Source organism: Acinetobacter sp. 1207_04, from assembly GCF_052850415.1.
This window is the reverse complement of record NZ_VXCQ01000008.1, coordinates 74,755-88,804: the sequence shown is the minus strand read 5'-3', so window position 1 is coordinate 88,804 and position 14,050 is coordinate 74,755. Positions and strand designations below refer to the sequence as shown.

Here is a 14,050-nt window from a genome sequence, read left to right as displayed (position 1 = left end):
CTGCGTGATATGCAAATTTTGTATCGTTAATGCGATACCTGAAAAAAATGAAAAGGATAGAATATGAAAATTGAAGGGAAAGTCGTTGTTGTGACAGGTGGTGCATCAGGTTTAGGTGCAGCAACTGCAAGTTTCTTGGTTGAACGCGGCGCAAAAAAAGTCATCATGGTCGATATGAATCAAGAGCTTGGTCAAGCCTTAGAACAAGAATTGGGTGCAGCATCAAAATTTGTAAAACTAGATGTTACCGATGAAACTGCAGTACAACAATTTTTTCAACAACTCGAAAAAGATGAAGGTCAACTCAACGGCTTAGTCAATTGTGCAGGTATTGGCCCATCGGCTAAAGTTTTGGGTAAAAATGGTATTCATGCTCTAGATGCATTTCAAAAAGTTTTGAATATTAATGTATCAGGGACATTTAACATGCTACGTTTTGCGGCAGATGTGATGTCACGTTATGAGTTGAAAAATGGCGAAGAAGATCGGGGTGTTATTGTCAATACTGCATCTGTTGCAGCATTTGATGGTCAAATTGGTCAAACGGCGTATTCAGCTTCGAAAGGTGCGGTAGTTGCAATGACTTTACCTTTGGCACGTGAGCTTTCTCAGCATGCAATTCGTGTGATGACTATTGCACCAGGAATTATGGAAACACCGATGTTAAAAGCACTACCGCAAAATGTACAAGATGCTTTGGGTGCTATGGTGCCATTTCCACCGCGTTTAGCAAAGCCAATCGAATTTGCACAGTTGGTCGGTCAGATTTTTGAAAATGGCTATTTAAATGGTGAAGTGATCCGTTTAGATGGTGCAATTCGTATGCAACCACGTTAATCAAACTTATTCGTACTATTTAATCGTTTAGTTTTATTCAAAATTATTAAAGATGAGCGAATTTTGAAGTTCGCTCATTTACCTCAAATATTTTTAATAAATCATTTTGCATGAAAAACACCCTTAAATTGAATTTGATTAGTTTAAGGCTGGGCTTTTCATTGCCTAAATTTTGTGAATATTGAAAATATAAATTTAAAAATTGAGCATTATTGTTACGAAAAGCAAAGCACAGTGAAATATCGATAGGGTCAGCTTGAATAGACATGATCCTAGCAGTCAGAGAAGGGAATCGACATGATTTTAAATGAAGAACAAAAAATGATTCAGGACATGATGCGTAATTATTCGCAAAATCAGCTTAAGCCTACAGCAGCAGAGCGTGATAAAACCCATCGTTTTCCTGCTGAAGAATTAAAGGCTTTAGGTGGATTAGGTGCATTAGGGATGACTGTTGCACCTGAATGGGGTGGAGCAGGGCTTGATTATATTTCGTTAGTTTTAGCGATTGAAGAAATTGCTGCGGGTGATGGTGCAATTTCAACCATTGTCAGTGTACAAAATTCATTGCCATGTGGCATTACGCAAAAATATGGTACGCAAGCACAGAAAGAACAGTATTTGAGCAAATTGGCGACAGGTGAGTGGCTTGGTTGCTTCTGTTTAACTGAGCCTCAAGCGGGTTCAGATGCAGGGGCATTGCAGTGTAAAGCTGAACGTGTAGGCGATGAATGGGTATTGAATGGCACGAAACAATTCATTACATCAGGAAAATATGCCCAAATTGCCATTGTATTTGCAGTCACAGATAAAGCCGCAGGTAAAAAAGGTATTTCTTGTTTCCTTGTGCCGACGCAAACTGAAGGTTTTATTGTTTCTCGTATTGAAGAGAAAATGGGGCAACATTGTTCAGATACGGCTACCATTGTTTTAGAAAACTGCCGTATTCCTGCGGATCACTTGCTTGGAAAAGAAGGTGAAGGTTATAAAATTGCATTGTCAAATTTAGAATCAGGACGGATTGGGATTGCATCACAATGTGTAGGAATGGCACGTGCCGCTTTAGAAGCAGCGGTTGAATATGCCAATGATCGTAAAGCTTTTGGTGTCGAACTTGTACAGCATCAAGCTGTAGCATTTCGTTTAGCCGATATGGCAACACAAATTGAAGCTGCACGCCAATTGATTTTTCATGCAGCAAGCTTAAAAGATGCAGGTTTGCCATGTTTAAAAGAAGCCTCAATGGCGAAATTATTTGCTTCTGAAATTGCAGAAAAAGTCTGTTCAGATGCGATTCAAATTCATGGCGGTTATGGCTATGTTTCAGATTTTCCTGTAGAGCGTATTTACCGTGATGTACGTGTTAGCCAAATTTATGAAGGTGCATCAGATATTCAGCGTTTGGTGATTGCACGTGAAGTCATTGCAGGATAAATTACTTTAATGTGAAATTTTTATCGATTGGAAAAAGTCAGTGTTAAATACACTGACTTTTTTATTTTTTTAAATATTTAATATAAAACAAAAGGATAGATCTTATCCAAAAACTGCATGTCGCTTGAGGTGTTTGGAAATTGTGCGCATATTCTAATCGTGGTTATCTATAGATATACATAGAAATAAACAGTTTCAAAATGAAACAGTTTTAAAAGAATATTTATCGATACATGGAACTACAAGTCATGAAGATTTGTACACACGAATAAAGGAAGCGTGATGAAAACATTAGAACAGGCGTATCAAACTTTTAATTATGAGCAATTGGTTCAAGAGCAATTGGTTGGCAATCCTCAATCAATCAATGCTTATGAAGAGTGTTGTGGTCGCTATGTAGGGCAAAATAAAGTAGCGCTGATTTGGGAAGGAAAACAAGGTGAGTCGGAACGATGGACTTTTGATCAACTTGCCGAAGCATCAGCTCAACTTGCACATTATTTTCAATCGATTGGCATTACAACAGGAGATTGTATTGCAGGTTTATTACCACGTACGCCTGAATTGCTGATTACAATTTTAGCAACATGGCGTATTGGTGCGATTTATCAGCCTTTATTTACTGCTTTTGAATCGAAAGCCATTGAGCATCGGATTGAAACTGCGGGAACACGTCTGATTGTGACCAATAGCGAACAACGCACAAAACTGAATGAAATTGAAAATACAGAAATTTTAACCATTCATACGCAAGGAAAAGTATCTAAAGATGCTGATTTTTGGACGGAAATTGCTAAATATTCTTCTCATTTCTCATCTGAAATGTTGAGTTTTGAAGATGACTTTCTGATGATGTTTACTTCAGGTACAACAGGTTTGGCTAAATCGGTGCCTGTACCTTTAAAAGCAGTGTTGGCGTTTAAGGAATATATGCGTCATGCAGTAGATTTGCGTGAAGAAGATTCTTTTTGGAATCTAGCCGATCCTGGTTGGGCATATGGTTTGTACTACGGTATTGCAGGACCATTGGCTTTAGGTCATAGCATTATTATGGATGAACGTGCATTTAGCGTAGATAACGTCGTGCAAGTAATCAAAAAATATAAAGTCAGTAATTTGACTGGTTCACCGACTGCATTTCGTATGTTTTTTGGATTTAAAGAGCAATTTGATCAAGCGATTCAATCACATTTACGTGTAGTAAGTAGTGCCGGCGAGCCTTTAACTCCTGAAGTTATCCATTGGTTCAAGCATGATTTAGAGGTCAATATCTATGATCAATATGGACAAACTGAACTTGGCATGGTGATTGGAAATCATCACGCACTCGAACATCCCATTAAAGTGGGCTCAGCAGGCTTTGCCAATCCGGGACATCGTTTTGCAGTGCTTGATCAACATCATCAAGAAGTTGAGAGTGGGGGTATTGGTACTTTAGCCATCGACTTTGCACAGTCACCTTTAACTTGGTTTAAGGGCTATGGTGGTAACAATCGTAAATCTTTTGTGGGTGACTACTATTTAACAGGTGATACTGTTCGTTTAAATGAGTTTGGTGGTGTTGATTTTATTGGTCGTGCTGATGATGTAATTACAACTTCGGGTTATCGTGTTGGTCCTTTTGATGTTGAAAGCACATTACTTGAATGCACTGAAGTTCTTGAATCTGCAGTAATTGGTAAACCAGATCCTGAACGAACTGAATTGGTCAAAGCCTTTGTGGTACTTAAACCTCATTATGAGGGTAATGAAGCATTGGGCTTAAAACTACAAGAATATGTACGTTCACGGTTGTCGAAACATTCATATCCAAGAGAAATTGAATTTGTGCAAAGTTTACCTAAAACATCAAGTGGCAAAATTCAACGTAATTTACTCAAACAACAAGAAGTTGAATTAATGCAAAAGCTACAAAAAGTTAGTTAGTGCTGATTTTATAACTGATTGAAAGAATTATTTTACTCACCCAACACGATTTTAAATCATGTTGGGCTTTCCTTTAAAAAATATTGTAATTACAATGGAATGTTTTTGTAATTTTGTTTCGATGTTTTAATGCAGAATAAGTTGCTATTCTTTAAGCATTATTCAAAATGATTTTTTATAGCTATCACATTTCAGCAAATTTTTAGATAAGCTATGTACCTTACATCTTCTACCCGATATAGGCTCGAAACGTAATGTACTCATTTGATCAAGTATTGGAACTCAGTGAAGCTGAAATGCACCTTTATGCACGTCAGATTTTATTGGAGGGTTGGGATCTTGAAGCACAAGAACGGTTAAAACTTGCTAATGTTTTGATTGTGGGTTGTGGAGGCATTGGTTGTACGACTGCGGAGCTTTTAGCACGTGCAGGTGTAGGTAAAATTACCTTAATTGATTCAGATACGGTGGAAATTAGTAATTTACAGCGACAGATTGCTTTTACCAGCCAAGATATTGGTTTTTATAAAGCCGAAGTTTTGGCGAAGCGTTTAAAACAGATCAATGCTTATATTGAAATAGACAGTCATGTTGCACAGTTCAATGCTGAAAATGCAGATGCACTCATTGCACAGCAAGATTTAGTCCTTGATGGTTGTGATAATTTTAGTACCCGTTATTTGGTCAATAGTGTGTGTACGCAACGTAATGTAGCCTTAATTAGTGCATCTGCAATTGGTTTTGAAGGTCAATTGTTTATGGTGGAAGGTGATTCAGCATGTTATGAATGTCTATTTCCCAAAGAGCAACATGCAAATGAAGCTTTGCGTTGTGCAGATTCGGGTGTACTTGCAACCACGCCAAATGTAATGGCAAGTTTACAAGCGCATCATGCGCTGTTGTATTTAGGGCTCGGTACAACGCCATTGAAGCAAAAATTGTTACTTTGGGAAGGTTTAAGCATGAAACAACGTATTTTAGCCTTTGAAAAAGATGTGGAATGTACAAACTGTCAGGCAAGACAATCCGCAAAAGCATTTTAATTTGTTACACTCGAAGCAATTTATTTAAAGTCAGATCTTATGAAAAATAATATTTTCCTAGATGGACTCCGTTCAGTTGCCCGTGTGGGTGAAACTGCGGTGATTGCTGCAAAGGCAGGTATTCGCTACGCCACAGAAAAACCAAGCAATGCCAAGTTGATGCGTGAAACATTTGAATCACTTGGTTCAACATATATTAAACTTGGACAATTTATTGCGAGTACGCCGTCACTCTTTCCTCGTGAATATGTTGAGGAATTTCAAGGCTGTTTAGATCAAACGCCATCATTGCCATTTAGTTATGTTGAAGAGGTTCTAGCTTCAGAATTTGCTGGACGCAATTTGTCAGAAATTTTTGCATCGATTGATGAAAAACCATTGGCATCTGCATCTATCGCACAGGTGCATGCGGCAAAATTGGTATCGGGTGAAGATGTTGTCATTAAGGTACAGAAGCCTGGCGTGGAAACGATTTTATATACCGATTTGAATGTTTTACATTGGGCGACCAAAGTGCTTGAACGTGCTGTGCCAAAAGTAAAATTTGCATCTTTGGCGGATATTGTCGATGAGATTAAAACACGTATGGTACGTGAAGTAGATTTTATTGAAGAAGCCAATAATCTCGATGATTTTGTTGAGTATTTGCAGGTTTCTCAAAATACTGCCGCAACTGCTCCGAAAGTTTATCATCAATATTCAACGCGTCGTATTTTGACTATGCAACGTTTGTATGGCGTGCCATTAACCGATTTTGAAGTCGTAAAAAAAGTAGCAAAAGATCCTTCACAAGTCTTGGTTACAGCCATGAATACATGGTTCGGTAGCCTAATGTTGTGTAAATCTTTTCATGCCGATTTACATGCCGGTAATCTGATGTTACTTGATGATGGTCGTATTGGCTTTATCGATTTCGGTATTGTCGGTCAGCTCAAACCAGAAGTTTGGCAAGCCTGTATGGCATTTATGGATGCTTTACAAAAGACCGATTATCCATTGATGGCTGAAAATATGCTGCAAATGGGCATGACCAGTACTAAAATTGATACTGCTGTACTTGCTGCCGATTTAGAACGCTTATTTAGTGGTGTTTTAATGGCAGATCCACAACAGATTTTGTCGTCTAATCCTGCCGATTTGAATGATATTATGATGGATATGGTCGGCGTTGGTGAACGTCACGGTATTCGATTCCCACGAGATTTTGCATTACTTTTCAAACAAATGTTGTATTTTGATCGATTTATGCGAGTGCTTGCACCGTATACCGATATCTATGCAGATCAACGTATTCAAATGGTTCAATCACTTGATCCTGCATCATTATTGAAACATTGATATCGTATTTTTGATTAAATAAATAATCCCCCTCAACCTCCTTTTAATAAAGGGAGGAGCTTTTCAATATATATGTAAAAGTGAGGAAATCCCCCCATTATCAATAGGGGGGATTTATTAGGGGGATTCAAAGGAATGTTTATGGACGCAATTATCATTGAAGGTTTAAAAGTTGAAACTGTAGTGGGATGTTTTAATTGGGAACGCCAAATTATTCAACCACTAATGCTTGATCTGACCATCAATACATCACTTGAAAATGCATCAAATTCAGATGAACTTGACGATACGCTAAATTATGCAGAAATATGTGAAATTTCAGCAAAAGTGATTGTTGATGCCGCCCCAAAATTGATCGAACATGCGGCAAAGCTAGTACTTGATGCGCTTTTTTCTACCTTTCCAAGCATTGAATCGATTATGATTACAATCCGGAAGCCTGCCATTATCGCGCAAGCAAATTCTGTAGGAATTCGTCTTGAACGCCACCGAAACGATTTTCGCCCTAGCATTGGCGAGTAATTTAAATCCTCAATATCATTTTCAGCATGTTTTCAGCCAAATCCAAAATTTGGGTTCTGTGCAATTTTCTCCAATTTATTTAATTCCGTGTCGTGATGGTGTGGGTGAGGATTATTGGAATGCTGTCTGTTTACTAAAAAGTACCTTGTCAGTTGATGCTTTAACGGTCTTGTTAAAACAGCTTGAAATAGAATCGGGGCGTGTACGTCCATCGCATCAAATTGCTTTAGATATTGATCTTATTGCGTGGGGTGGTGATCTTAATCATATGCAATTTAATCCCAAAAAATTACCTTTGGCGTTGGATGTAAAAATTCCGATGTTAGATTTATGGTCAATAGATTTTTTCAAACATGAAAAACATCAATTTCCAATCATTGTTTTATAAATTAAAAAAAATTAGAGGGTTTTTTACTATGTATTTAAAGTCATTTGCGGTATTTAACTGTGTACTTGCGTTGAGTGCATGTCATCATTTGCCTAAAAAACCAGTACAGCAACCGAGTGTGACAGTTGAAAATCAGACATTGCAGCAAAGAGATCAGCAGTTAAAACAAAAAATATATAATTACACGCAAGATCAAGCTTTATTTGATGTGGCATTTGATGATTTGAATAATGATGGAAAAGAGGATGCAATTGTTGTTTTGAAAGGGCAAGATTGGTGTGGTTCAGGTGGTTGTACTATGTTGATTTTTAAAGGGCTGCCAAATCAACAATTTGAATTTATCAGTAAAACGACATTGGTCGATACACCTGTTTATTCCACCACATATTTACACAATGAATGGAAGCAATTGTTGGTGTATAGCCGAAAGCATGGACAGGTTATGTTAAAGTTTGATGGAATGAAATATCCATCAAATCCATCTTTACTCCCAGTTCAAAGTGCTAAGCTTGCACCGAATAGTGCCCATTTATTATTAGGACAGCCTTAGCTATTTAAAAAGTAAAAAATCTTCTTTTATTATTCTAAATTTAAAATTAATATTTATTTAAATAACGAAAGAAGATTTTACTAAGTAAAAGCTAATGATTGTTTTAAGTGTTATTTTAAATTATTTTAGCTCATCCATAAAATAATAAAAGGTAATGAAATATTCATTAATAATGTTTTTAGAAATTCCTCTCTTAATCTAATAAACATATTGTTAAAAATCAATTTTGATTCTCAATCATTGTATGACCTATTTCGTGACTTAATGAAATTGCCTATAAAATTTTGAGGGTGGATTGAAGGTAATAGAATCTGTAATATTTTTTAAAACTGTAAAAATTACATTTCCAGTCGCTTTAATGATTTCAATAATAATATATTTAATTATTTCAGGTTGATTACTCAATAATGAAATTAATTTATAACTTAGTCTTTTATTTAGTACTCATTTTTCTGACCAGAGAAATTCTAATGTTTGAGTAATTTTTTGAGTTTGGTCTAAGTTTAAAGCCTTTAGTTTATGAATAAATTACGATCAATGATGTGCATCTTTCTGAGCATGAATATTATTATTTTTTATATAGATATTTAGGAGAGTTTAAGAGGATTACATATTTATTGATATCCCCAAAACTTATAAGGAAATGTGCTCGATAAGGAAGAAACTCTCATTCCTTGTTTAACTCAATTTGAGCTTCATATAATGTCTAAAAAATAATGTTGGCTGAATAATGATTTTTTATTTTTAATTTTTAATGTAATGTTCTGAATTATACATATTAATTTTTTATAGTTTTTAATAAGAAGTAACTAAAATAATAAATTAAAGTAATTTAAATTTTATAATTAATATTTTGGATCATTAATTTTTATATTCTAAAATCTTTTAATTTTAAGTTGAATTATCTTTAAATTTAGAGGGGACTAAATGTAGATTTTTTAGATTAAATAAAAAGCTCACATTTGTGAGCTTTTTAGGAATCCAGATAAGAAATTTTTTTAAATAAAATAACTCGTCTTTGTCATTAATTTAGAAATAGCCGTCATCGTAATTTTCACTGGTGCTGGTAAATCGACACCACCTGCATTTAAAGCCGTATCACGATGATGCAATTCATCTTCATTCATTTGTACTAAAATTTTACGAGAACGTTCATCTTGTGGAGGAAGTTCACTAATATGTTGTTGTAGGTGGAGGCTTACTTGGCGTTCAGTTTCTGCGACAAAACCTAGACTATATTTATCACCAGCAATACCTGCTAAAGCACCCATACCAAAAGATAGGCCATACCAAACAGGATTAAATAAACTGGTATGACTGTCCAATTCTTTTAAGCGGTCTTCACACCAAGCCAAATGATCTTGTTCTTCAATGGCTGCAAATTCCATTTCCTGACGTACTTTAGGTAGTTTCGCCGTGAGTGCTTGACCGTGATATAAGGCTTGTGCGCAAACTTCACCACTATGATTGACACGCATTAGCCCTGCAACATGGCGAGCTTCACTGACTGCAAGTTGTGTAGTCGTACCTTCAGATGGATTGCTACGCTGTGCAGAGGTTGCACCAGGAACAAGACTGCGTAATGCTTGATCAAAGGAGTTGATGAGTTTGTCGATGCCTGTATATTGACGCATATTAGTCCTCCAAGGAAACTTGAGTGGTGGCTGCAAGCGGTTTTAAACGAGCCAATAACCAAAAACTGAAAATGGCACTGAGAATTGCCGTAATACAAAATAGAATTTTAATATCAATTTTCAGAATACTTAAGATAATAATTGAAAAAATTGCTGAACTGACCATGAAAATCGCATTAAAGATGTTATTGGCAGCAACGACACGTGCACGGTGGCTACGTGGTGCATAGGCTTGCATCATCGCATACAGAGGAACAATATAAAAACCGCCACTGATTCCGAGTAAAGTCACAGCAATCATCACATGATAATAAGCGAAACCTGATGTGAACATTTGAGCAATATTCATCAGCTCACCTGTACGTTCAGGAACAAAGGCTAAACTTGCTGCTAAATACAACGCAAATACCGTTAAACCTATTGCACCAAAAGGCACCATGCGAATATTGACTTCATTGCCACCAACTTTTCGACATAATAATGATCCGACTCCAATGCCGACTGAAAACAGAGTAAGGAGTAGACTTACGACATTTTCGGATGCATGTAAATTTTGCTGTGTCAGTTGTGGAATTTGGGTTAAGTAGGTTGCACCATAAAACCAATACCAAGAGTTGCCGAGTAAAACCAAAAAAACCAAAGGAAGGCTGTTCGCATAACGAATAGTTTGAATGCTCGTGCGGAAAAAGTTCCAATCAATTTCTATATCATTTTCAGTAACATTTTGTTTTAAAACGAAGGTACTACAGATGTAACCAATCACCGCAATCATGGTGACTGTTAGACTGATCCACCATAAATTGCCTTGTGATGAGGAAATCACAGCCCCACCTAAAATCATCCCAATTAGAATAGCGATAGATGTACCCGATTGGAACAATGCATTACCCGACATCAACTCTTGTGGTTTTAATATATCGGGTAAAATAGCGTATTTAATGGGACCGAAAAAAGTACTATGTGTACCCATTAAAAATAATGCAAACAATAAGATAAAAATATTACCCAATAAAAAACCAACTGTTGCAATCAACATAATGATGATTTCAAGCACTTTAATTTTACGAACTAAAGATGAACGCTCATATTTATCGGCAATTTGTCCTGCGGTTGCTGAAAAAATAAAATAGGGCAAAATAAACAATAAAGCAGCCAAATTATTCATGGTGCTCACGTTGCCACTGTGCTGAATCCATCCGTAGGTAATGACCAACAATAATGACTGTTTAAAGACATTATCATTCAAAGCACCGAAAAACTGAGTAAGGAACATCGGAAGAAAGCGCCGTGTACTCAGAATGTGTTGATTTTTATCCATGGTCATTTGACTTCGATTAGTTTTATTAAGAAATGTGATGAAATAGTAACTCTAAAGAAAAATCATGTATCATACTTTTTGTGTTCAACTGAACTGTTAAATCAGTAAAAACTTGAACTTACAGTGCATAACACAGGGGATCGAACCTAGCATCCATGAATATAGTGTGTATGCTTTCGATATTTTCTGATATATGTTTCTTCATAGATTAAATTTCTCTGCTATAGAGCCTGGTATGCCAGCAAAAATTAAATTTAAAAAATCCGTTCTTGCGCATTGCATGTATAGCATCTTTAGCACAAATGATATCAATAAACTCTTATTGAACAGTATTTTTTTAAGTGCATTTGTTGTACCTAATGTTTATGCACAAGATTTATCTGTAGATGTAAAACAGGATACGACTGTTGATGTTGCATCAACGAGTGGTGCGACTGTAGAAAAAATCATTCCACTGCCAAATTTAAATGATTCAAGTTTAGGGTTAAAAAATTCTCAATTTTCGCAACAACTTGAAGATGCCGCTCAACAACAAGGATTGCCTGCAAGCAAGATTGCGTTAATTGATGAGAAATTAACGCAAGCTGAAGATCAGACACAGCAAGCTGCGGAAATTGATAGTTTACTAATGTTGCAGCAGCAACAAAAAAATCCAAATAGTGATCAGGGTTTTAAGCCAATTACATTTGATGATTTAGAAGAATTACCTGCTAGTCAGATTGATCCTGCATTTGCTGCCGAAATCAATCAAGTTGCAGAAGAAGCTAAAACGGAAGCATTGAATTTCCGTCATGGTATGAGCAAGCAGCCAGAGATGATTATTGCTGATCCGACTCAACAAGAGCTGATTGATATTGGACAAGCGCCAATTAATGTTGATTCATTGATTCAAGATATTCGTGCAGATAGTCAAATTCAAGTGTCTGAAAATGAATCGGGACGAACTTTTATAGACTATAATCAAGAGGTAGTTGAAGAAGACACACAAAAGCTCAATGTATTTCAACGTATTGTAAAGAAGATTGGGCCTAAAAAAGATAACACAGTTGTGATGGAAAAAATTCATGTCGAGGTTGAGGGAGCAACCGTTCCTTTGGCTGCCAACATTAAAGCTAAATTATCCGTTTTTACGGTAGAGGCATTTTCAGACTTTAATTCATCTGTACCACAGTTGCGTACGCTTGCTAATCAGGCAGCACAAGCTGTTGGCTATTATAATGCTCAATTTAAGTTTAAAAAACAAAGTGATAATAAGTTAAAAGTCACTGTTACTCGTAATGATCCTGTGCTTATTGGCGAGCAGAATATTGAATTTAGTGGAGCAGGTGAAAATTTACCACAATTACAAGTAATCCGTGTTTTACCTGATCAAGAGCCTGGTGATATTCTCAATCACGGTTTATATGAAAATACTAAGGCACGAATTGTTGAAGCTGCAACCAACAATGGTTTCTTTGACAGTTATTGGCGTTTACATGATCTTAAGGTTTTACAGCCACAAAATAAAGCCGATATAAATTTGAAATATGAAACAGGCAATCGTTATAAAATTGGTGAAGTTGAGTTTCGCATGAGCGATCCAAGCAAGCCATTGCCCGTAGATTTGGATATTTTAGAAAAACTTGCCCCTTGGAAAGATGGTGCAGATTATACGGCTTGGCGTGTCAATACTTTGTCAAATAACTTGACCAATACGCGTTATTTTAACTATACCTTGGTTGATGCTGTTAGACCTGATCCAATTCAAAAACCATTAGAATTACCTCCTGATTTACAAGCGCTTGTTGATGAGCGAAAAATCAGTGAAGGTGCGTTGATGGCAGATAGTGGTAAGAAAGTAGCTACTACATCTAGCGAAGAAGTAACACAAAATCTAGTTGATGAGCAAACTTTTGCAGGAACGACGCCTGAAGAGCAATTGCCTGCTGCGCGTATGCAACAAACACAACAACAAGATAAGGAAGCTGAAACTGAACGCTTACAACAACAAGCACGTATCGATCAAAAGATTCCTGTCATCGTCACGCTAAATGCAGATAAGTTGAATAACCTAGAGGCAGGTGTAGGTTATGGAACGGATACGGGTGTCCGTTTACGTAGTCAGTATAGACGTGCAATTGTGAACAATCGTGGACATTCATTTGATGCCAATATGGAGCTTTCACAAATTCGACAGGCATTTGATGGGAAATACAACATTCCTTATAACCATCCACTCAATGACTACGTTAGCATTGTTGGTGGTTATGAACGAGAAGAACGAGATGAAGTCGGGAATAATTTAAACCTTCTCATTGAGTCAGCCGTTTTTGGTGCAGACCGTATTATTAAAGGTTCAAGAAAAGAGTGGCAACATATTTTTGGAATGCGCTATCGTTTAGATCGTATCACGCAAGAAGGTGATATTACGAATGAAGCAGATTTACCCGATGCGTTTGTCATTCCTGGCGCAAAGCCTGAGCAACAATCTTTGTTGGTTGGTTATCAAGTCAGTAAAACCAATAGTGACAATCGTCTAAACCCAACGCAGGGTTTTAAACAGACTTATAAAGTTCAGTTGGGTAGTGACAAATTACTGACCGATACTAATATGGCGATTGTCGATGCGACATGGAAAGCACTTTATAGCTTTGGTCAAAACGATGTACATCAACTGATTGGTGGAACACAGTTAGGCTACATCTTTGCCGATGATTTTGAAAAAGTACCGTATAATTTACGTTACTTTGCTGGTGGAGATCAAAGCCTACGTGGTTTTGATTATAAGAGTTTATCACCTGAAGAGTTTGGCTATAAAGTCGGTGGACAAGGTCTAGCTGTAGGCTCATTGGAATATAACTATCAGTTTAAAGACGGATGGCGTGCAGCTATCTTTACTGACTTTGGTAATGCTTTTGACCAAAAATTTAATAATGATGTTGAATATAGTTTAGGTTTAGGAATTCGTTGGAAATCCCCGATTGGACCAATACGTTTAGATGTGGCATCAGGTCTTTCAGATGAAGGGCATCCAATACGTTTACACTTCTTTATTGGTCCGCAACTTTAATTTTAAAACTT

At 36.6% G+C, this 14,050-nt stretch carries 12 protein-coding genes; 9 read left to right on the top strand and 3 right to left on the bottom strand.

The window, feature by feature from the left end:
* Positions 1–63: 63 nt before the first annotated feature.
* Entirely contained in the window at positions 64–837 is a 774-nt protein-coding gene (locus FW754_RS08990) for an SDR family NAD(P)-dependent oxidoreductase (RefSeq protein ID WP_446324446.1), read from the top strand.
* Between the two features lie 46 nt (positions 838–883).
* Here the strand turns inward: FW754_RS08990 and FW754_RS08985 are convergent, their stop codons facing one another.
* The gene (locus tag FW754_RS08985; protein WP_446324445.1) at positions 884–1,105 is read right to left on the bottom strand and encodes a hypothetical protein; all 222 of its coding nucleotides are present in this window, start codon (positions 1,103–1,105) and stop codon (positions 884–886) included.
* 29 nt (positions 1,106–1,134) lie between these two features.
* Between FW754_RS08985 and FW754_RS08980 the strand changes: the two genes are divergently transcribed.
* From FW754_RS08980 to FW754_RS08950, 7 genes are all read left to right on the top strand, one after another.
* A complete protein-coding gene (locus tag FW754_RS08980; RefSeq protein ID WP_446324444.1) occupies positions 1,135–2,271 on the top strand; it encodes an acyl-CoA dehydrogenase family protein in 1,137 nt (378 codons plus the stop codon).
* A 282-nt stretch (positions 2,272–2,553) separates the two neighbouring features.
* Entirely contained in the window at positions 2,554–4,197 is a 1,644-nt protein-coding gene (locus tag FW754_RS08975; protein ID WP_446324443.1) for an AMP-binding protein, read from the top strand.
* A 254-nt stretch (positions 4,198–4,451) separates the two neighbouring features.
* Positions 4,452–5,240, top strand: coding sequence for a HesA/MoeB/ThiF family protein (locus FW754_RS08970; protein ID WP_446324442.1), 789 nt, complete (start codon positions 4,452–4,454; stop codon positions 5,238–5,240).
* Positions 5,241–5,279: 39 nt separating this feature from the next.
* A complete protein-coding gene (locus FW754_RS08965) occupies positions 5,280–6,578 on the top strand; it encodes an ABC1 kinase family protein (RefSeq protein WP_446324441.1) in 1,299 nt (432 codons plus the stop codon).
* 141 nt (positions 6,579–6,719) lie between these two features.
* Positions 6,720–7,100 (top strand): dihydroneopterin aldolase, encoded by a 381-nt coding sequence (gene folB / locus FW754_RS08960; RefSeq protein WP_409511407.1) that lies wholly within the window; start codon positions 6,720–6,722, stop codon positions 7,098–7,100.
* A complete protein-coding gene (locus FW754_RS08955; RefSeq protein WP_446324440.1) occupies positions 7,057–7,488 on the top strand; it encodes a 2-amino-4-hydroxy-6-hydroxymethyldihydropteridine diphosphokinase in 432 nt (143 codons plus the stop codon). The genes folB and FW754_RS08955 overlap by 44 nt, the downstream gene beginning before the upstream one ends.
* Before the next feature lie 28 nt (positions 7,489–7,516).
* Positions 7,517–8,038 carry a hypothetical protein gene (locus FW754_RS08950; protein ID WP_446324439.1) on the top strand — a complete coding sequence of 174 codons (522 nt, stop codon included), beginning with the start codon at positions 7,517–7,519 and terminating at the stop codon, positions 8,036–8,038.
* 998 nt (positions 8,039–9,036) lie between these two features.
* Here FW754_RS08950 and coq7 read toward each other — a convergent pair.
* Together coq7 and FW754_RS08940 are read right to left on the bottom strand one after the other, a co-directional pair.
* Positions 9,037–9,672 carry a 2-polyprenyl-3-methyl-6-methoxy-1,4-benzoquinone monooxygenase gene (gene coq7 / locus FW754_RS08945; RefSeq protein ID WP_419347383.1) on the bottom strand — a complete coding sequence of 212 codons (636 nt, stop codon included), beginning with the start codon at positions 9,670–9,672 and terminating at the stop codon, positions 9,037–9,039.
* A 1-nt stretch (position 9,673) separates the two neighbouring features.
* On the bottom strand, positions 9,674–10,990 hold the full coding sequence (locus FW754_RS08940; RefSeq protein ID WP_446324491.1) for an MFS transporter: 1,317 nt from the start codon (positions 10,988–10,990) through the stop codon (positions 9,674–9,676).
* Positions 10,991–11,225: 235 nt separating this feature from the next.
* Between FW754_RS08940 and FW754_RS08935 the strand changes: the two genes are divergently transcribed.
* Entirely contained in the window at positions 11,226–14,039 is a 2,814-nt protein-coding gene (locus FW754_RS08935; RefSeq protein WP_419347388.1) for an autotransporter assembly complex protein TamA, read from the top strand.
* Positions 14,040–14,050 lie beyond the last annotated feature (11 nt).